The 19,856-nt window shown below is 59.5% G+C and carries 16 protein-coding genes and 4 pseudogenes; 15 read left to right on the top strand and 5 right to left on the bottom strand.

Annotation, left to right across the window (positions count from 1 at the left end; all coding sequences use genetic code 11):
• Positions 1 to 144: 144 nt before the first annotated feature.
• The 4 genes and pseudogenes from ACFXS9_RS21360 to ACFXS9_RS21345 all read right to left on the bottom strand — a co-directional run.
• Positions 145 to 1,371: an IS91 family transposase gene (locus ACFXS9_RS21360; RefSeq protein ID WP_392685342.1), complete on the bottom strand. Its 1,227-nt coding sequence runs from the start codon at positions 1,369 to 1,371 to the stop codon at positions 145 to 147.
• Positions 1,372 to 1,394: 23 nt separating this feature from the next.
• Positions 1,395 to 2,255 carry a tyrosine-type recombinase/integrase gene (locus ACFXS9_RS21355; RefSeq protein ID WP_392685345.1) on the bottom strand — a complete coding sequence of 287 codons (861 nt, stop codon included), beginning with the start codon at positions 2,253 to 2,255 and terminating at the stop codon, positions 1,395 to 1,397.
• A 513-nt stretch (positions 2,256 to 2,768) separates the two neighbouring features.
• Positions 2,769 to 3,155 carry a MarR family winged helix-turn-helix transcriptional regulator gene (locus ACFXS9_RS21350; RefSeq protein WP_392699925.1) on the bottom strand — a complete coding sequence of 129 codons (387 nt, stop codon included), beginning with the start codon at positions 3,153 to 3,155 and terminating at the stop codon, positions 2,769 to 2,771.
• A gap of 75 nt (positions 3,156 to 3,230) precedes the next feature.
• A pseudogene (locus tag ACFXS9_RS21345) lies at positions 3,231 to 3,470 on the bottom strand (transposase); the annotation flags it as partial.
• Positions 3,471 to 4,061: 591 nt separating this feature from the next.
• Here ACFXS9_RS21345 and ACFXS9_RS21340 point away from each other — a divergent pair.
• From ACFXS9_RS21340 to ACFXS9_RS21270, 15 genes and pseudogenes are all read left to right on the top strand, one after another.
• Positions 4,062 to 5,480 carry a M20/M25/M40 family metallo-hydrolase gene (locus ACFXS9_RS21340; RefSeq protein ID WP_392691811.1) on the top strand — a complete coding sequence of 473 codons (1,419 nt, stop codon included), beginning with the start codon at positions 4,062 to 4,064 and terminating at the stop codon, positions 5,478 to 5,480.
• 179 nt (positions 5,481 to 5,659) lie between these two features.
• On the top strand, positions 5,660 to 7,003 hold the full coding sequence (locus tag ACFXS9_RS21335; RefSeq protein ID WP_057846620.1) for an IS1182 family transposase: 1,344 nt from the start codon (positions 5,660 to 5,662) through the stop codon (positions 7,001 to 7,003).
• A 453-nt stretch (positions 7,004 to 7,456) separates the two neighbouring features.
• Entirely contained in the window at positions 7,457 to 7,879 is a 423-nt protein-coding gene (gene tnpA, locus ACFXS9_RS21330) for an IS66-like element accessory protein TnpA (RefSeq protein ID WP_392691527.1), read from the top strand.
• A complete protein-coding gene (tnpB, locus tag ACFXS9_RS21325) occupies positions 7,876 to 8,169 on the top strand; it encodes an IS66 family insertion sequence element accessory protein TnpB (protein ID WP_392691808.1) in 294 nt (97 codons plus the stop codon). The genes tnpA and tnpB (ACFXS9_RS21325) overlap by 4 nt, the downstream gene beginning before the upstream one ends.
• Before the next feature lie 125 nt (positions 8,170 to 8,294).
• A complete protein-coding gene (locus tag ACFXS9_RS21320) occupies positions 8,295 to 9,176 on the top strand; it encodes a site-specific integrase (RefSeq protein WP_392691805.1) in 882 nt (293 codons plus the stop codon).
• Positions 9,177 to 9,186: 10 nt separating this feature from the next.
• Positions 9,187 to 10,392 carry an IS91 family transposase gene (locus tag ACFXS9_RS21315; protein WP_392691802.1) on the top strand — a complete coding sequence of 402 codons (1,206 nt, stop codon included), beginning with the start codon at positions 9,187 to 9,189 and terminating at the stop codon, positions 10,390 to 10,392.
• Between the two features lie 392 nt (positions 10,393 to 10,784).
• Positions 10,785 to 11,018, top strand: a pseudogene (gene tnpB, locus ACFXS9_RS21310) (IS66 family insertion sequence element accessory protein TnpB); the annotation flags it as partial.
• A 121-nt stretch (positions 11,019 to 11,139) separates the two neighbouring features.
• Positions 11,140 to 11,802: pseudogene (locus ACFXS9_RS21305) on the top strand (IS66 family transposase zinc-finger binding domain-containing protein); the annotation flags it as partial.
• A 42-nt stretch (positions 11,803 to 11,844) separates the two neighbouring features.
• Positions 11,845 to 11,997: a transposase domain-containing protein gene (locus ACFXS9_RS21300; RefSeq protein WP_392699924.1), complete on the top strand. Its 153-nt coding sequence runs from the start codon at positions 11,845 to 11,847 to the stop codon at positions 11,995 to 11,997.
• Between the two features lie 1,015 nt (positions 11,998 to 13,012).
• The gene (locus tag ACFXS9_RS21295; RefSeq protein ID WP_392699922.1) at positions 13,013 to 13,258 is read left to right on the top strand and encodes an AMP-binding protein; all 246 of its coding nucleotides are present in this window, start codon (positions 13,013 to 13,015) and stop codon (positions 13,256 to 13,258) included.
• A gap of 37 nt (positions 13,259 to 13,295) precedes the next feature.
• Positions 13,296 to 13,682, top strand: a complete 387-nt coding sequence (locus tag ACFXS9_RS21290) for a hypothetical protein (RefSeq protein WP_392691799.1) — start codon at positions 13,296 to 13,298, stop codon at positions 13,680 to 13,682.
• A 534-nt stretch (positions 13,683 to 14,216) separates the two neighbouring features.
• The gene (locus tag ACFXS9_RS21285; RefSeq protein ID WP_392691796.1) at positions 14,217 to 15,377 is read left to right on the top strand and encodes an ABC transporter substrate-binding protein; all 1,161 of its coding nucleotides are present in this window, start codon (positions 14,217 to 14,219) and stop codon (positions 15,375 to 15,377) included.
• A 268-nt stretch (positions 15,378 to 15,645) separates the two neighbouring features.
• Positions 15,646 to 16,644, top strand: coding sequence for an ABC transporter ATP-binding protein (locus ACFXS9_RS21280; protein ID WP_392699920.1), 999 nt, complete (start codon positions 15,646 to 15,648; stop codon positions 16,642 to 16,644).
• Positions 16,645 to 16,664: 20 nt separating this feature from the next.
• Complete coding sequence (locus ACFXS9_RS21275) at positions 16,665 to 18,440, top strand: ABC transporter permease subunit (protein ID WP_392691793.1); 1,776 nt, start codon at positions 16,665 to 16,667, stop codon at positions 18,438 to 18,440.
• Between the two features lie 244 nt (positions 18,441 to 18,684).
• On the top strand, positions 18,685 to 18,822 hold the full coding sequence (locus ACFXS9_RS21270) for a hypothetical protein (protein WP_392691790.1): 138 nt from the start codon (positions 18,685 to 18,687) through the stop codon (positions 18,820 to 18,822).
• Here ACFXS9_RS21270 and ACFXS9_RS21265 read toward each other — a convergent pair.
• Positions 18,775 to 19,669 (bottom strand): annotated as a pseudogene (locus tag ACFXS9_RS21265) (IS5 family transposase); the annotation flags it as partial. The gene ACFXS9_RS21270 and the pseudogene ACFXS9_RS21265 sit on opposite strands and share 48 nt — an antisense overlap.
• Positions 19,670 to 19,856: the final 187 nt, after the last annotated feature.

Here is a 19,856-nt window from a genome sequence, read left to right as displayed (position 1 = left end):
CGCCGGAGATCACGATAGACTTTTTGTTGCATCGGACGGTTGTTGTCGCGCAGTGTGACAGCACGGATCTGACATCGTCCGCGATGATCGAGACGCTGGGAGCGGAATGACGAATGATGATCGTCGTGCACGGCATGACTTGGCTCACGATGTGTCGCATCGGAACGGTGGTGTTCGAGGGCTGGAGCGGCTGAAGCTGTGTCGAAAGCGCTCAATGATGCGCATGACGCCACCACAATCGGCACAGGCAGGAACCTCGGCCCAGGTTTGAGCTTCCGAATCCACAGGCGGCGGCTGGCCATCGTTTGGGGCTGTTCGCTCGCGATCGAGAAGTTCGCGGCAAAGGGCGAGCTTGGCAGCGCGATGGCGGTTGGCCATGAAGCCGAAGTGGCGGATGCGATGGAAGCCATCGGGCAGCGTGTGAAGAAGGAAGCGGCGGATGAACTCGTCGGCCTTGAGCTTCATGATCCTTGTCGCGCCGTTCTGGCGGTAGTCCTTCCAGGTAAAGGCGACGTGATCCTCGTCGAGGGCTACGAGCCGGCTGTTGGCGATTGCAACGCGATGGGTATAGCGGCCGAGATAGGCCAGCACCTGCGCGGGGCCGCCGAACGGCCGCTTGGCATAGACGACCCAGCTGATGCGCCGCATAGCGAGGAGGTGAGCTGCGAAGGCAGCAGGCTCGGCCAGGGATGCGAGATCGCCGAAGAAGTTCAGGGTGCCGGCGTCGAAGGCGGCGGTCAGACGTTCGAGGAACAGGCGTCTGAACAGCCGGGCGAGCGGTTTGACGGCCAGGAAGAAGTTTGGTCGGCTGGCGATCCAGCGCGCGCCATCGGGCGAGAGGCCGCCGCCCGGCACGACACAGTGAATGTGAGGATGATGCGTCAGCGCCTGTCCCCAGGTATGCAGGACCGCGACGCCGCCGATCTCTGCACCGAGCCTTCGCGGATTGGCAGCAAGCGTCGTCATCGCCTCAGCGGCGGCCTTAAACAGGATGGCATAGACGACGGCCTTGTTCTGGAAAGCGATCGCTGCGATCGGTGCAGGAAGCGTAAAGACGACGTGGAAATAGGGAACCGGCAGCAGGTCGGCTTCTCGCGCGGCAAGCCACGCGGCTCGGGCTCGCCCCTGACACTTCGGACAATGCCGATTCCGGCAGGAATTATAAGCGATGCGTGTCATGCCGCAGTCGTCGCAAGCCTCCATGTGACCGCCGAGCGCCTCGGTTCGGCACGCAACGATCGCACTCATCACGCGCCGCTCGACCCGACCGAGATGACCGGCATGCAAACGGCGATAGGCGTCGCCATGCCGGCGCAAGATATCGGCAATCTCGATGGCGGGTCTGTGCGGACGGACGTCGGGGCGGGCCATAACCCGCATCCCCGGACGCGTCGTCATACCGGTGGCGTCACCTCCAGCGACAGGCGGTCGAGCGGGCTCTGCGTCGCCCGGATCGTATCGGTGGCGACCTGCGTGTAGCGCGCCGTCGACGACAGGTTATTGTGCCCGAGCAGAACCTGGATGATCCGGATGTCGGTTCCGTTCTCCAGAAGATGTGTCGCGAAGCTGTGGCGCAGCGTGTGCAGCGTGACGCGCTTGGTCAGGCCCGCAGCCTTCACCGCCGACCGGCAGGCGGCATGCAACACGGTCTGATCGATCGGATGGTCTTCGTCGCGTCCCGGGAACAGATAAACCCGCGGCCGGGCGAGCCGCCAGTAGGTGCGCAGGATGCCGAGTAGTTGGGGCGACAGCATCACGTTGCGATCCTTCGCCCCCTTGCCGTGGCGCACCTGGATGACACCGCGAGCACTGTCGATGTCTTCGATCCGCAGTCCCGCGACCTCCGAGGCCCTCAGCCCGGCCGCATAGGCGGTGGTCAGTGCGGCGCGGCTCTTCAGGCTCGATACCGCTTCAAGAAACTGAACCACTTCGTCGGCGCTGAGCACGACCGGCAGCTTGCGCGGTTCTCGCGCATAGGGAATGCGTTCCGGGATCAGCGCCTCGCCAAGAGTAACGCCGTAGAAAAACCGCAGCGCACAGACGATTTGGTTCAGCGCCGGCCATGATATGCCGGTCGAGACCAGATGCACTTGAAAGGCGCGAACGTCTTCCAGTTCCAACCGATCCGGCGATTTGCCGAAATAACGGCTGAACTTCGAAACCGCGCTGATGTAGGATCGCTGCGTCGCCGGCGACAGATTGCGGACGGTCATGTCCTCGATCATGCGGCGGCGAAGAGGGCTCAAATCGGCCATCTCAATACTCCTGTCTGAGAGGGTGGGCTGCAACACCCACATCCTCTCAGGCAGGAGGCGCTCTACGCCACCTCGCCGTTCACGCCGCGGTAGCGGCTTCGTTCAATCCACAATCGAAATTGCAGGGTTTGGTAGCCTCCACCTAAATCCCTGCAATCTCAAACCGTCTCGAATCCGAAAAACGGACTCCCGCTCAATCGCTTAGAGCCTTGTTCACGGACGACTAAACGTTGTCGGCCAGGATAGCAGTGAAAATTCTCGTCCACATTGGAGCTGATGATTCAAATCCCGTAAATGGGCACCAAGTAATGTTTCGCAAATCTATTATCTGAAAGCGCTTATCAGAGGTTGCGGGAGTTCAGCGAAAACATTGAGGCCGACCCACATTTCTTGTTAAATGGAATCCATCCATGATCTTTGGTCAATGGGATCTAATCGGCAAAAAAATCAGGCGATCAGGACCGAATACCCTCATCTCTTTTTTGTCCGTTACTCTTCAAGTCGGGCTCTAACTCATTGGAGGAAATACGCAGGGTACGTCGCTGTCTGATTCGAGCCTACAGTATGCTTATGCTCAATTTTGAGATGCCAGTCGGCTATCTTGGCAATCGAGGTTAGCCGCTTATTGAGGTAGTCAAGCGACTCCTTGTCGACTTCGCTAAACATTGTCGACGTGAGGGCTTGTCTTCTGTTCGACAGTTTCGTGATTTCTGCCCGCGCCTTTTCGGTTAGCGACATCTGCAGGAATCTTGCGTCATCGGGCGATGTTACGCGGGCCAGGAGCTCTAGCTGTTCGAGTTTCTTAGTTTGGTTGGTAACGAAGGCGGGATGAATTCGGAATTTATTCGCAACCACTATGCCCGAAACGCCCCGACCTTGGTCGAGCTCGTCGATGGCCATTAGAATTAACCACTGTGGTTCGGTTATTCCCAGCGTCTCGGCCCAACTCTTATGTATTTCCTCGAGTTGGGAGTGGATTTTGGCGTGCAGCGACTGCACGTCAATGGCGGGTAGCGCCGCCGCCGCGCTGTTGCTCCCCGGATCGAACACATCGGCGGCCCCGCCCTCAGGTTGGGCTTTCCACGACGTGATCTGATTGGAATGCACGTCGAACTGCTCCGCCAATTGAGCCAGCATTCGATCGCCCTTCACGGCGGCCAGCGCCACCTTCGCCTTGAAAGCCGGTGTGTGGTTCCGGCGTGCTCGTCTCGTCATCGTCTCTCCCGATTCGCGGGCCAATCTTGCCCGCCGTCAGGCATAAACTCCACTTATCGCCCTGTTCAGATTTCCGGAGCCGGCTCTATGGACTCATCATCAGCGGAAAGGGCATTGTAGGCGTCGATCCGGTGCCCTCATCGACTTGACCGCTCGTCTTCTCAAATCCGTAAGTTAGTCCGGCTCGACGAGAATCATTTCAAAGAGCTTTTCGGGACCATCCTGGGGAATCCTGCGTGATCGTCTGAAAGCCGCTGAATTTATGCGCAGTCTGGCCGTTAGCTGCGCGATCTTGCAGCGCTCTTCCGATTAGAGAAGTTTGCGCCAAGAACGAAGATTGCAAGTGAAGGTCTATGTTTCCTATGGAAATCAAGGCGCACGAACACCGGGTAATCAGGCAGTTGGAGTTGTCCGCGAATACGTTGGGGCCTGTCAGAGGAAAGTGGTGGTCTAGACCAATGCCCCTATATTGGTAGTGGCGCAACGGACGACAACTATTGCCGCTAATGCCCCCAACTAATGCTCAGGAACGGGCATTATTGCCCATACGCAAGAGCTAAACTGATCTCCAAAAGACGAGAATTATCGCGCATGAATCCGAACGTTAGCCAGATCGCCGGCGGTGCGGAATTAACCAAAGTCTTCGCGCATATTGATGCGAACAAAGACCAGTTCGTCAGCCGTCTGCTCGACTACCTGCGGCACGCCAGTATCAGTGCCGACAATACAGGGATCGGCGAGGTCGCTGAACTTCTGGTGAGCATGCTGAGCCGCCTGCGGCTAGACGCGCGAACGATTCCCACGTCCGGGCACCCGATGGTAATGGCGCGTTGGGAGCTCGAACCTGGAGCGCCGACCGTCCTGCTCTATGGTCATTATGACGTTATGCCGCCGGATCCGCTGGAAGCCTGGATTAATCCGCCATTTGAACCGACGATCCGGGACGGGCGTATTTATGCGCGGGGAGCCGGAGACAGCAAGAGCCAGCACCTCGCTCAGATCTTCGCCGTGGAATCGTATTTGGCGGTACACGGGCGCCTGCCATGCAACGTCCTGATTTTGCTCGAAGGCGAAGAGGAGATCGGAAGTCCAAACATTGCGGAATTCGTTCGCTCTTACCGCGGCCTGCTCAAGGCAGACTTGGTTGTAACAGCTGATGGTCCCCTGCACGAGTCCGGTCGCCCGGTTATTAAACACGGCGTGCGTGGGATCGCTGGTTTCGAACTGCGGGCCCGCGCTGCAAATCGCGATGTTCATTCTGGCCTTTTCGGTGGTGTCGTTCCAAACCCTATTTGGACGCTCGTGCACTTGTTGGCGACAATGAAGAATACGAATGGGGAGATCACAATCGATGGCTTTCATGATGATGTTTTGGCGCCAAGCGACCTTGAGCGTGCCATGGCAGCGAAGCTCCCTTTCGATGTTGCGGATCTTAAGAAATCCCTCGGACTCGCAAGGCTGGATAATCCAGCAGATCGGTCAGTAGCGGATAGGCTCATGTTTCATCCAACATTGACCATTAACGGTTTCCACAGTGGATATGGCGGACCGGGGTTGAAAACAGTGCTCCCGCACGAGGCTTTCGTTAAGTGCGACGCTCGCCTCGTTGACGGACAAGATTCTGATGACGTCCTCACAAAGATAGAGGCTCATGTCAAAAGGTACGCTCCGGACGTCGAGCTAGTGCGCTTGGAGTCCACGCCGCCGTCAAAGACACCAATCGATTCGCCGTTCTCGGCTATTGTTCAGCAGGCAGTGCACACTGGGCACGGCCTCGAGCCGCTCATTTATCCAGTGGCCGCCGGCACTCTGCCGGACTACGTCTTCACGCAGATTCTCGGGGTGCCTTCCTTTGTGACGCCTTATGCGAACGCCGACCAAGCCAATCACGCACCCAACGAGAACATCAAAATCGACTGCTTCCTGAAAGGCATACGCACCGGAGCGGCTCTCCTGCACGGCTTGGGCGAATGTGTAGGCGCGCAGGAGGCAGCTCAATTCCGTGGTTAATTGTTCGCAGCTTGCACAAGGCTATGATGTCACAAATTAATGGTCGGTGATGTGGCCCCATTTGGGGGCAGATTGAGTTCTGGCATCTCGCCTGCGTGCACCAAAGTGACGCCCGCGACTAGGAGCCTGTCTGAGTAGTGACTGGTCAAGAGGGAGCGAGTCTGATTCCTTGCGCAGCCATGAGCAAGGAATTTCGCCCCTGGAAGATCGACGAGGCCCAGCTTCTGCCGCCGAGCGTGCAGGATTATGTGCCGAGGGACCACGTTTCGCGGCTGATCGTGTCGCTGGTCAGGGAAAGCCTTGATCTATCGGCGATCATAGGCAGCTACCGAAGCGGGCTGGGGCAGCCGCCGTTCGATCCTCGGATGCTGACGGCGCTGCTTCTGCACGGCTACGCGAGCGGTATCTACTCGTCGCGGCGGATCGCCAGGGCGGCGGTGGAGCGGGCGGATTTCATGATGATCGTGGCGGGCGATGCGCCGGACTTCCGCACGATCTCAGAGTTCCGGCGGCGGCACCTGAAGGCGCTGGCCGACCTGTTCGTGCAGGTGTTGAAGCTGGCCGAGAAGGCCGGGTTGGTGAAGCTCGGGCACGTTGCGCTCGACGGCACCAAGATCAAGGCGAACGCGTCCAAGCACAAGGCGATGAGCTATGATCGCATGAAGAAGCGGGAAGCGGAGCTTGCAGCGGAGGTCGACCGCTGGCTCAAGGCGGCGGAGGCCGCCGATGCGCAGGAGGATAAGCTCTACGGCGACAAGCGCGGCGACGAGATGCCCGATTGGGTGGCCGACAAGCAGAAGCGGCTTGAGAAGATCCGCGAGGCCAAGGCCGCGCTGGAGGCCGAAGCCAAGGCCGCAGCCGAGGCGGAGCGCAAGGCGCGGGCCGAAGCCGAGGAGCGCCGCATCGCCGAAGGGGGCAAAAAGAACGGCAAGACGTCCGCGCCGCCGAACACGGAGCCCGACGGCAAGGCGCAACGCAATTTCACCGACCCGGAAAGCCGCATCCTGAAGACCAAGGACGGTTACATCCAGGGCTACAACGCCCAGGCCGCGGTCGATGGTGCCCATCAGATCATCGTGGCGCAGACGCTGACCAGTTCCTCCAGCGATCAGGCGCAACTGGCGCCGTTGCTCGACGGGATCAGGGCCAATCTGGGGACCAATCCCGACGAAGTATCGGCCGACGCCGGCTACTGCTCCGACGCCAATCTTCGCACGATCAAACGGCGGCGCATCGAGGGCTACATCGCCACCGGAAGGCAGAAGCACGGCACCAAATCCGCCACCGCGAAAAAGGCTTCAAGACCCGGCTCGCTGATCGCCAGGATGAGCACCAAGCTCAAGCGCGCCGGCTACCGAAGTCGCTACCGCTTGCGCAAGCAGATCGTCGAAGCCGTCTTCGGACAGATCAAACAGGCAAGAGGGTTCAGGCAATTCCTGCTGCGCGGCATCGAAAAGGTCAGCGCAGAATGGGCGCTCATCTGCACCGCTCACAACCTCGTCAAGCTCGCAAGGGCCGCCTGAGCCGCCATTATCAAGATAAAACTGCCTTCCCAAAGCTAACTGGACAGGCTCCTAGCCAGTAGTGGGAGTCCCGCCCGCCAAGTTTGACCTCGGATAGCGAGCGCCAGACTAGGAACCGCATCTTTCTCCGGGTAACGCGATCGTTCTTAAGCCCGTTGAGAGCGCATCACTCGCGGCGCTCGCAAACCCAGGTGTTACCATTCTCCGCCAAGACGTCGCTGCGGCGCTGTCTATCCATCCAGTCGTTCCTCATGAGAGGGCTTGTCGTTCGTTGTGGTGACGAATCCGGCGGATTACTAGGAAACAGAACAAATACCCAGCAGCAGAGAGGCGATCGACGTATGACGGACAGTAAAAACTACAAACTCTTTATCAACGAGTGTGGTGGTCGGGCGGTACGCATCCGAGGGCGGCCGCCTTGCAGAGGTTGGCTATTGCATGATTACAGGCAGTATGGACACCATATCTACTGCCAATAATGCGAAAGTTATGGAGGTTGTCGACACAGGACGGCGGCGGCGGTTCAGTATTGAAGCGAAGCAGCGGATTGTGGAGGAGAGTTATTGCTGTGGCGATCCTGTTTCTGTCGTTGCTCGCCGCCACGGACTTTTTCCTGGTCAACTGTTCGGATGGCGACGCCTGGCGCGACAGGGCGCTCTTGGAGCGCTTAGCGCCAAAGATGGCGAACACGGGTTTGTTGCGGCTCTGATTGAGCCGGATCCAACGAGAAGCGATGGGAGCCGTGACGACGCTCGCTGCGAGCAGGCTGTTGGACGGATGGAGATCGTGCTCGGCAGCGGTGTTCGTCTGATCGTTGGAGTGGATGTCGACATCGCCGCTCTATCGCGGGTCTTAAGAGTGCTGGAGGGCCGATGATCCCGATTCCGACGGGCGTTCGTGTGTGGCTTGCGACCGGCTACACCGACATGCGGTGCGGCTTTCCGAGTTTGGCTCTCCGCGTGCAGGAAGTGCTCAAGCAAAATCCTCATATATGTGGCGGGACGGATTATGTGGCGGCGAACCCGCAGACTTCGTTGAACGCAAAGGCCCAAGGGGCGCCGCCGCCACATAATCCGTCCCGCCACATATATGAGGTTGGACGAAGCCGCTCCGCGGCAGAACGCTCGGCAAGAGTGACCCATCGTCAGATGAAGGAATGCGGTTGAAGCAACTGTAGCTGCTTTGAGTTGCCATGGTGAGACGCAATTTGCTGCGTTCATAGACTTGGCTTCAAGCAAGATGGCGTTGCTGCCCCCGGGCAGTTTTCGTTTTTTTTGCCAAGGAGCCTTCAATGACCCCGCTTCGGTTACGCATGATAAACGACATGCAGATCCGCAATCTGTCACCGCATACGCAGGATTGCTATCTGCTGCAGATTTCGCAGTTCGCCCGCCATTTTGCGAAGTCGCCGGCTTTGCTCGGGCCGGAAGATGTCCGCGCCTACCAAGTCTATCTAACGAACGAGAAGAGGCTGGCGCCGAAGTCCATCCACGTGACCGTCTCAGCGCTCCGTTTCTTCTACCGTGTCACGCTCGGCTTCGAATGGGATTTCGACCTCATCATTCCGTGTCCAAAGGTGCCCAAGACGCTCGCCGTCATCCTCAGTCCCGAAGAGGTGCTGCACTTCCTCGGCTGCGTGGAGAGCCTCAAGCATCAAGTGATCCTGACGACATGCTACGCCGCCGGTCTGCGCATTTCCGAAGCGGTACGCCTGAAGCCGGAAGCCATCGACCGACAGCGGATGGTGCTGCGCGTCGATCAAGGCAAGGGGAAGAAGGACCGTTACGTCATGCTCTCGGCACGGTTGCTGGAGACACTGACCGGCTATTGGCGCGCCGTCCGGCCGAAGACGTGGATGTTTCCCGGCGGTATCCCCAACGAGCCGATATCGACCAACGCGGTGCAGGACGCCTGCAGCAAGGCGCATCGGCTATCGGGCCTTGCCAAGCCCGTGACGCCGCACTCGCTACGGCATGCCTTCGCCGTCCATCTACTCGAGGCCGGCACCGATCTTCGCACCATCCAGCTCTTGCTTGGCCATCGCAGCCTGTCCACAACCGCGCAATATCTCCGGATAGCTACGAACAAAGTCTGCGCGGCGACCAGCCCGCTGGAGCTGCTGCCGCGCCCAATCCCTAAGGCACCACCACCGCCGCCGCCTGAACATTTCTGACGGCGGCCCCATGGGACGCTCAGGTCCGGAAGTGGCGGATATCTTCCGCCGCTATGGTGCTGCCTGGCGCGAGCAGCACTGGAGGTCTCTATCGACCGAACGACGTGCAGCAATGACGGCGATCGAGCGCTGCCGAACGGCCGCGCTCGGTGGCCATGTCGAGCAGTGCGATCACTGCGGAGAGCGGCGGATCTCCTACAATAGCTGCCGCTCGCGCAACTGCCCCAAGTGCCAATCGCTCGCGCGGGCAGAATGGATCGAGGCCCGACAAGGGGAGCTTCTCGATACGCAGTATTTTCACGTCGTTTTCACCATACCCGACCAAATCGCAGCGATCGCGTTCCAGAATGCCGGCACCGTGTACGATATTATGTTCCGCACAGCTGCAGAGACTTTGCGGACTATCGCTGCTGACCCCAAGCACCTCGGTGCCGAGATCGGGTTCTTTTCTGTCCTTCATACTTGGGGCCAAAACCTCCTTCACCATCCCCACCTCCATTGCGTCGTTCCTGGAGGAGGACTATGCCCGGATGGCAGCCGCTGGATCGCCTGCCGGCCCGGCTTCTTTCTTCCCGTGGCCGTGCTTTCCCGTCTGTTCCGGCGCCTATTTCTCAGCGCCTTGCAAACGTCGTTCGATACCGGCGAGCTACAATTCTTCTCGTCGCTGGAACCGTTGCGTGATCCGGCTGCGTTTCAGCGTTATCTGAACGAGGTCCGCAGAATCAACTGGGTGGTCTACGCCAAGCCGCCATTTGGCAGCGCCGAACAGGTTGTGCACTATGTCGGCCGCTATACGCATCGGGTAGCGATCAGCAACAGCCGTGTCATCGATATCGAAGACGGCAAAGTACGCTTTCGATGGAAGGATTACCGCCACGGAAGCCAGCAGAAAGTAATGACGCTGGACGCCGGGGAGTTCATTCGGCGTTTCCTCATCCATGTCCTGCCCGAAGGCTTCAAACGTATTCGCTACTATGGTTTTCTGGGTAACCGCTACCGCAAGCAAAAGCTCGCTCGCTGCCGTGAACTGCTCGGAATGATATCCGCCGATGCTCATTCGGAGCCGGAAGAGCCATCCGATTGCCCCGAGAAGGCTGAGCACTGCAATGCCGCTTCCTTGCGTCAATGTCCATCCTGTCATCAAGGCCACATGGTGTGCGTCGAGGTCTTGCAGCCAGGTTCGTTCAGCACCGCTCGTTCACCGGACACTTCTTGATGCGAGACCTCGATCAACCAAGAACCGCCACCTTCCATTTCGCAATTCTTCCGGCCGTCGTGGCAGCCGATAGGTGCCCTGTTGTCGTTCTTCTGACGTCAAACCTCCGGCGCTTCGCATTTTTCGGCTACTTCGCTTCCCAGATGTCCCTTCCTCCCAGTACTTTCGTGATAATGTCCGCTTTGGACTTGTCTCCAGTCCAGATCACGACGTCCACAAATAACGGCGCAGTGATTCAACACCCATAGCTGCAGCGGCGTGCCCGCGGCTTCGTCCAACACGTTTTTAGATTGCCGGCGCCCTCGCGAGTGCTCGTGTTGGGTACCGAATCACGCGCCGCCAATCTAAAAACGCTCTCTAATATGTGACGCGTCACATATCCTCTTTCGGGCGCGGTCTATGTGTTCCGCGCCAAGCGAGCGGACCGGATCAAACTGATCTTTTGGGATGGTACGGGCTTGTGCTTGTTCACCAAGCGGCTTGAGGAAAGCGTCTTCCGCTGGCCGAAGATCGAGGATGGTGTGATGCGTTTGTCAGCGGCGGAGTTGTCGGCGCTGCTCGAAGGGCTTGATTGGCGGCGCGTCCACGCGGCACGGGAGACGGTCGTCCCGACGCAAGCCGGATAATTGTGGGCAGCGCTGCGGCGAAGTGAACAGCAGCATCGAGCACGTCGCCAGGCGGGTGCGAATATGCTCTGATTGTTCTGTGAGCGACAACCTCCCTGACGATCCCGAAACGCTGAAGGCGATGCTGCTGGCCGAGCGGCACGAGAGCGAGCGGCTACGCCAGATCATCAAGCAGCTGCAGCGTCATCGCTTTGGCCGGAAGGCGGAGTCGCTTCCCGAGGAGCAGATGCTGCTCGGCCTCGAGGACGTCGAGCAGGTCGTGGCCTATACCGAGGCGGTTCAGGACGAGACAGCCCCGGAAGGCCAGGCGGAACGGGCTCGCAAGCGCCGCGTCAACCGTGGAGCGCTGCCGGTGCATCTGCCGCGGGTCGAGGTTGTCGTCGACATCGACGACAAGACCTGCCCCTGCTGCAAGGGCGAGCTGCACCGGATTGGCGAAGATAAGAGCGAACGGCTGGATATGGTGCCGGCGCAGTTCCGCGTTGTGGTCACCCGGCGTCCCAAATATGCCTGTCGCGCATGCGAGGACGGCGTCATGCAAGCCGAGGCTCCGGCCCGGCTGATCGAGGGCGGACTGCCGACCGGAGCCACCGTCGCCCAGGTTCTGGTGTCCAAATACGCTGATCATCTGCCGCTCTACCGGCAGGCACAAATCTATGCGCGCCAGGGCATCGCTCTCGATCGGTCGACGCTGGCGGACTGGGCGGGACATGCGGCCTTCCATCTGCGCCCGCTGCATGAGCGTCTTCTCACGGCGCTTCGCGCGAGGTCCAAGCTGTTTGCCGGATCCGACGGTGGTGCCGAACATTGGGCTGTCGTCGCGTCCTTGGTCGAGACGACCTGCAAGCTCAACGATATCGACCCGCTCGCCTACCTCACCGACGTCCTGACGAGGATCGTCAACGGACATCCAAACCGCGACATCGACCAGCTGCTGCCCTGGGCACACCGCGCTCAAGCCCTCAAGGCCGTGGCCTGAGAACGACGCTTACGCTCGATCTCAGGCGAACTGAAGAAATCTCTCAGATAATCGCTGCCGTGCGTTAGTACACCAACGCTCGCTTCGTAGGCTGTGCGACAAAACTCGAGTTGGCTTGGCCATCTGGGACCCGCAGAATAGTGCGCCGACAACAATGACCTCAGCTCGAACAATACGGTCAATTGAGAACATCAATGCGAGAGAACGTTTATCAGCGACTTCTGCCTCACGATTTCGATGCCAACATTGCTGTCATGACCGATGAGCATGGTTCGTCTTGGCCCGTCCAAAGCTGGACTCTGTAATCGGCGCCATTGTACAGTGCGTTACTGAATGCTGGCGCACAGCCCGGAGATCGCGTGGGCGCGAAGGTCGACAAATCCGTTCACTCATTTTGTCCTTATTTAGCTGCGCTCAAATAGGCGCTGCATGGCTGCCAATACAGCTTACACCCGGGCGGAGGCGGACCTCATCCTATCTGACACGAACCAAAGGCGATAGTATCATCAGAGCCGATGGAAGTACGGAACGTCACTTGCTTCACGCTGGCACGCGATGGCTCGGGCACTTTGATGCAGGCTGCGGTTAAGAATACTCGAGATGTTCACACCGTCTATCGGCATCCACAAGACGTCGCTGCGACATTGTACACGTCTGGCACGATCAGACGCCCTAAGGGTGCTATGATACTAATCGCAATCTCGAATTCTGTGCCGAGACGTTGGCTCACCTGTGGGGCGTAACGAGCCGAGACACTTTGCTGCATGTGCTACCTACATTCCATGCGCATGGCCTCTTTATAGCGGCCAACACGATGCTGGCCGTACGCGCAAGCGTGATCTTCTTGCCGAGCTTCGACGCGGAGCGGGTGCTTTCGCTGGTTCCGCAAGCGACATGTTTATGGGCGTTCCCATCCTCTATGGTCGGTTGCTTGCCAACGAGCGGCTCAGCAGTGAGCTTTGCAAGAGCACTCGTCTCTTTTACCTCCGGGTCAGCTCCGCTCCCAGCCTAGGCCATTCAGGAGTTTAGGGCGCGAACCGGGCACACCATCCTGGAGAGATACGGCATGACGGAAAATACCGTCATCACGTCCAATCCGTTTTCGGACGAGGGAGTTGCTCGGATATGTGCTTCAAGGCGTCTCATTCAGGCGCGGCGCCGGGATGATGATCTTGCCGCTATCGATGAAGTTGGCGAACTTGTTGTAAAGGGCGCGAATATTTTCAAGGGCTACTGGAATCTGCCCGAGAACGGCCATTGAATTCACGCCTGATGGATACTTTAAATCGGGCGATCTGGTGCGAATCGACAAGCGTGGTGGCGTCTGGATTGTTGGTCGCAACAAGGATCTGATCATCACCGGCGGACACAACGTCTATTCGCGGGAGGTGGAAGCGACCCTCAGCAGGTTCAGTGCAGTTCGAGATTGCGCAGTGATTGGAGTGCCTCACCCAGACTTTGGAGAAGGCGTGATTGCCGTCGTCGAGCTCGGGGGAAAGGCAGCAACATTCGATGTAAAATCGACCATCGCCGACTTGGCACACAGCTTGCTAGGTACAAAATTCCAAAAGAGATCTTTGTCGTGCCTGCGCTTCCGAGAAATGCAATGGGCAAAATTCAGAAGAACGAGCTCAAGAAGAGGTTTGCGTCTGGACTTCTCTGGCAATGCTAAAGCATCAAAATGACTCGGACTAGAGAAGCGTTGGCAATGGAATGGTCAGCAGAGGAGATGTATGTGCCCCAAGATTCCGGCGCGCTCCTTAAGGGCTTGCGACCCGCTATGGTGTGCCGGCTTGCCGGATGTTCATGCCGGCGGCACGGCTGGGTCTGCAATATGCTGAGCGGGCTATGGCGCGTTGTGTTTTGGGGCTGGACAGCGCCAAGCGTCTTCTCCTGGCCGAGAAGCTCGAGCGGAGCAGATGCTGGCTATCGGGTACCTTCACCGCATCGTTCCGCGAAACGACTTGCTGTCGCAGGCGCTGCGCTCCCGGCTTTAAGAGGAGGTTATCGGCGCTGGCAGCAGTCTGTCGTGCCCGGGGCGATCGTACCAGCGCTAAGTTCGCCCGCTCGTCCTTGCTTGGTGTAATCTCAAGAGTTGACGGTCGATCGCATGAAAAACTTCACATTCTTGCAATTGAGCGCAAATTGGCGGCCATGTAAGAGGCTAGATTAGAGGAATTCGGCCTTAGGAGCCCTGTAATGTTCCCAAAAAGAGAAGGATGAATTTTCCGCTCGACCAAGCTCGCGCAATCAGTTGTCACGGAGGAAAAATGAGTTTTCGGATGAGCCGCAGACGATTCATGCAGACAACATCGGCCGCTATGATGGCCGGAACGCTGCCTTCCGTTGGGAGCCGGGCTTCGGCGCAATCCGCAGGCGAGTTAACGATACGTACGGGCAGCGGCGGCGCTTTTGGTAATGCCGTCATCGAAGTTTTAGTGAAACCATTCCAGGCCGAGACTGGGATCAAGGTGACGCCGATCACCGACCAGACCAATCCGGCGCAGATTGAGCTGATGGTGACCACGAAAACCGTTACCTTCGACGTGGCTCAAATCGCTCAAGGCTCGGCGCTCGCCGCAGCCGAGAAAGGCCATCTCGAGCAGATCGACTACTCCATCTACAAGAAGGATGAGCTAGACGGCATCATCGATTTCGCGAAGCATCCTTTCGGCGTCGCTTCCAATATCTATTCCATCGTCATGGTGTATAACACCGTCAAGTTCCCGGCTGGCAAGCCGCGGCCGACCACGTGGGCCGAGTTCTGGGACATCAAGAAGTTTCCGGGCGTTCGCGTACTCACGGACGGTCAATTGGGAATTCAAGGTCCGTGGGAGGAGGCCCTGCTGGCGGACGGCGTGCCAAGGGACAAGCTCTACCCGATGGATATCGACCGTATTTTCGCCGGCCTGGACAGGATCAAGCCGCATGTTCGTAAGTGGTGGCATAACGGAGCCGAAATCCAGCAAATCATGCAGGAGAAAGCAGCCGACATCCTGAATTCCTATGATTCTCGGGCGGTTCTGTCGATGGAGCAGGGCGCGCCGATCGAAATCAATCGGAACCAGGCCAAGCTGATCTCGGACTACTGGGTGATCCCGAAGGGTAGCCCGAATGCGCGGAACGCGCAGAAGTTCATCGAATTCGCCACCCGCGCCGAGCGCCAGGCGACGTTCGCCCGGCTCTTTCCCATCGGCGCCACCAACCGCAATGCATACAGGCTGATCCCGGACGTCGTGGCCCGCAGGCTTGCCAGCCATCCTGACTACATGGCGAGCAGCATTCCGATCGATATGAAGTGGTACGCTCAGATCGGGTCGGATGGCCTGTCGAACAGTCAGCGGCTAGCCCAGCGTTGGAATAAATGGATTCTGTCCTAAATCGCGCGGCCCTTGCCGCGAAAGCTTTGTGAAGGCGTGGGGGGCAGAATCGAGGGGCTGACCCGCTTGATGGGACCGGCTATGTGGGGGTGAGTAGCGCTGCGCAGGGCGCGCCGCATCCGAGCGGTTGGCGCAATCGAAGTGTTTTGGAGCGTGAATGGTGACTGTGTATGTCGAGCGTCTCACTCCGCCTGCCGTTTCTGACCAGGGCGAGACGGTATTGAATAATCGCGGTTCTGCGGAAGTCGAATTTCGCAGCGTCACCAAGATGTATGGGACGGTCGCTGCGGTCAAAGACTTATCACTCAGGGTCCGTCGCGGCGAGTTTCTAACGATCCTCGGTCCAAGCGGTTCAGGTAAGACCACTGCGCTGATGCTGCTCGCCGGGTTCATACCGCCCACTGACGGCGACATCGTGATCGCCGGAAGATCCGTCGCCGCGGTGCCTTCCTACCGGCGCGACCAAGGCATCGTCTTTCAAAGCTATGCGTTGTTTCCGCACCTTACGGTGCGGCGGAACCTGGAATTTCCACTGGAAATGCGCGGCATGAAGGCTGCCGAGAGGGCAGCGCGGGTCGACCGCATGCTTGCGCGCGTGCACCTCAAGGATTTTAGCGAGCGCATGCCGTCGCAACTGAGTGGCGGCCAGCAGCAGCGCGTGGCGCTTGCTCGTGCGCTGATCGCCGATCCACCGATCCTCCTGCTGGACGAGCCGCTCGGCGCGCTCGACCGCAACCTTCGCGAGCAGATGCAAATCGAGCTCAAGAGCCTGCACAGGGAGTTCGGCAAGACGACTATCTGCGTCACGCACGATCAGGAGGAGGCGCTCACGCTGTCGGATCGCATCGTCGTCATGAGCGCCGGGCGGATCGAGCAGACCGACACGCCGGAGGCCCTCTACGACCGGCCGACGACTCGCTTCGTGGCGAATTTTCTTGGCGAGGCCAACTTTCTTGAAAATCCCGACTTCAGGGTCGAATCCGTTGCAGCGCAGCCTCCCGGCACCGTGGCCATGATCCGGCCGGAGCGTATCTATATTGCCGCTGCCGCGGCGCCGCAGCGCGCCGATGCAGACCAGCGCCAGTCCCTCACGGGAACGGTGGGTGACATGATCTATGCCGGCCCGTTGCGGAAATACCATGTGCGCGTCGGGAGCAGCATGCTCATCGTGCGCGAGCATGTCGCCTCGGGGGAGCAGATCTTCCGACCCGGCGACGAGGTGCGGCTCGACTGGTTGCGTGCCGACGTCCGCTTCGTGGCGACGTAAGGCACCGAGAGGGAAGGCGAATGGGACCGCTTCATAAACTCGGGCGACTGCCCATCGTGTTGACCGTGCCGGCCTTCGCGGTTCTGCTGGTCGTCTTCGGCATGCCGATCATTCAGCTCTTCCTGACCAGTCTTAATGCGCCGGCCTTTTCGGTCGTCAACTATCAGTCGTTTTTTTGTGAGCAGTCGAATGTCCGCGTCCTCTTCCAGACGATCGAGGTGAGCGTGGTGGCCACGGCCATCTGCCTCATCATCGGCTATCCGACGGCCTATCTGATCGTGGCCGCCTCAAAGCGCCTGCGGATTGCGCTCATTGTGCTTGTCTTGATCCCCTATCTGACCAGCGGGTTGGCGCGCACCTACGCATGGGTTGTGATTCTCGGCGACCGCGGCCTGATCAACAATGTATTGCTCGACCTCGGGCTGATCCCAAGCCCGCTAGAGCTCATCTATAACCGCATGGCCGTTTATATCGGCATGGTGCACATCATGCTGCCGATGATGATCTTGCCGCTCGTCAGCGTCATGCAAGGAATCGATAAGTCGCTAATGGCAGCGGCCCGCAGCATGGGTGCGCGGCCCTTTGCCGCTTTTGGGCGCGTTTACTTCCCGCTCACCCTCCCGGGCGTGCGCAGCGGCGTGCTGCTGGTCTTTGTGGTCTGCCTCGGCTTCTACATCACGCCGCAAGCGCTCGGCGGATTGCGCGATGCCATGCTGTCGACCTTCATCGCGGCTCAGGTCGCGACCGCCTTCAACTTGGGAGCGATCGCCGCTTCAGCCTTCATCCTCCTGGGCATCGCCGCAGTCGTGCTCTCAATATTGGGGCTGGATATTTCCGGTAAGCAGGGCCTCGCGCTGCAACCAGCGAGGAAGTCCGGGTCCATCCGGCTGCCCTCGGTCGGCACACTGACACGATATCTCAATGAGCTTGCCGCTCCCTATCGATCGAAGCGCTGGACGGCCAAGCTCTACCAGGCCGGGGACGATAGCCGCTGGTGGAATATCGTCGGCATAGTGTTCGTCGTGCTCACCATGTTCTACCTACTGTTTCCGAGCCTTGTGATCATCATCATGTCGTTCGGCGCCGGGACGGTTCTGAAATTCCCGCCTTCGAGCCTTTCGCTGCAGTGGTACCGCTCTTTCTTCAACAATCCGTGGTGGACCGGTGCCCTCTGGACGAGCATCCAGCTCGGCGTTGCAGTCGCCATCCTGTCGACCATCGTCGGGACGCTCGCGGCCTACGGCCTCAGCCGCACCTTTCCGCGGCTGCGCAGCTTGCTGACAATGCTGGTCCTGACGCCGATCACCCTTCCAGTCATCGTCGTTGGTATTGCGACCTATCTTGGCCTGGTCAATTTGGGGCTGATCGGCTCGAAGATCGGTCTTGCGCTGGCGCATAGCATCGGCTCCATCACCTTTGTCGTCGTCATCGTCGCGGCAACGTTGGCGAATTTCGACCTGCGGCTGGAGCAAGCGGCGAAGAGCATGCGGGCTGGGCCGCTGCAAACCTTCATGAGGGTGACGTTGCCGCTGATCCGGCCGGGCATCATCGGCGGCGCCATCTTCGCGTTCATCCACTCCTTCGACGAGGTCGTCATTTCGTCGCTGGTTGGTGGGTCGATCCGGACGTTGCCGCTGAAAATGTGGGATAACATGCGCAACGAGATGGACCCGACGATCGCTGCAGTGGCGTCGCTGCTGTCGCTTTTGCCTGTGCTCTGGCTTATCGCCCTCTACCTCACGTCGTTGCGGTCGAAGCAAGGGGCTCAGCACGCGCTCCCAGTCCCCACGACTTGAGCAGGGGGCGTCTAGCCATCATCGGCGGTGGTGCCCCGATCGGCAGGGGAAGCCGCTCTTGACCATCCATCGCGACGCCGGTCTTACGCCCTTTTGCCGAGGCCTCGATCAGATCGAGCGGCGTGATCTCGCGCTTCCTTAATTTGATAGTATGCCCATCGGCGTCAAAGGACCGTATCATGACGCGCCACTTCGCTAAATCCAACGTTCCGAATTCGGTGCCGGCGGCAGCACGTTCAACGAAGTGTTCGGCCGCACCCGTGATCCCTGGAACATCTCGATCACCAGCGGCGGCTCAACCTGCGGTGGCGCGGTCTCGGTTGCTAGTCGTCCGTTAAGAAGCCGGATTGAGCTGGGCTGGGCAGGCGAACGATCGCCATAGCAGCCCCAAGAACAGGCACAAGAGTTCTCTGAGCCAGGCGAGAATGCGGCGGAAGTTGTGGCCAACTGCTGAGAGGACGACATTGGCGGCATCGCCGGCGCGGCCTTTGAGATGGCAGCGGCCAAGGTGGCCCTCTGCCTTCATGTGTCCGATGATGGGCTCGATGGCGGAGCGGCGGCGCAGCTCGCGCTTGATGAGGCCGAAGACGCCGCGCTTCTGGCCGGAGATGAAGACGCGCCGGGGATTTGCGCATCGTGGCCTCGGTATCCCTTGTCGACGGCCCGCTCGATCGGACAGCCGGTGAGTGTCTCGGTGCGGTCAATGACGTCTCGCAAGGTATGATCGTCGTACGGGTTATCGGGCAGCGCGCTGGCGTGCAGCACGAAGAGGCCGCCGGGCGCCCGCCGGTTGGTGGTGACGATGGAGGCCTTCACCCCGAACTCGTAGGGCGCGGCGGCCTTGCCCTTGCCGATGCACTCCACCTCCGGAGCGTGGAAGGAATAGAGCTTCCAGCCGCGCTGGCGCTGCTGTTGCGAGCGGATCTGGCTGGCTCGGCCAAGCGAGAGGGCGAACGTCTCCTCCCGTGCTTGCTGGCCTCGATCTTTGCGGCGGATGTCGCGGATGATCCGGCCGAGCCGGCTGCGCAGGATACGTAACTGTCGCTGATGCCGCCTGAACTGTGGCATGGGCGTAGCGGGAAGCCATCATCGTCGCATGCTTGGCCACGCGACAATAGGATTGCCGCAGCCTGACCCCGTGTCTTCTCGCCAGGCGGTTGAGCCCCTTGATGGCCGCATGCAAGAGCTTGGCATCGGTCGACGGCCTTCGGCTGCACCGTGGTGTGTGCGCCATGACGGCGCGAAGAAGGAGGTTGAGTATGTAGACCATCTTCCGAGCAGCCTTGCTGCGCAAGAGATGAGGGCAGGCCCCTCGGGCTCGGATTGCAGGATCAGCGTCCAAACCGCCACAAGCTGCTTTAGCTCAATGGCTGAGGTGGTGAGCGTTGCTGGAAAAGGCGGGCAATCAGCCTGTCA

The organism is Bradyrhizobium sp. RDI18, assembly GCF_043203335.1.
Taxonomy (GTDB): Bacteria; Pseudomonadota; Alphaproteobacteria; order Rhizobiales; family Xanthobacteraceae; genus Bradyrhizobium; species Bradyrhizobium retamae.
This window is presented reverse-complemented; position numbering and strand designations above follow the sequence as displayed.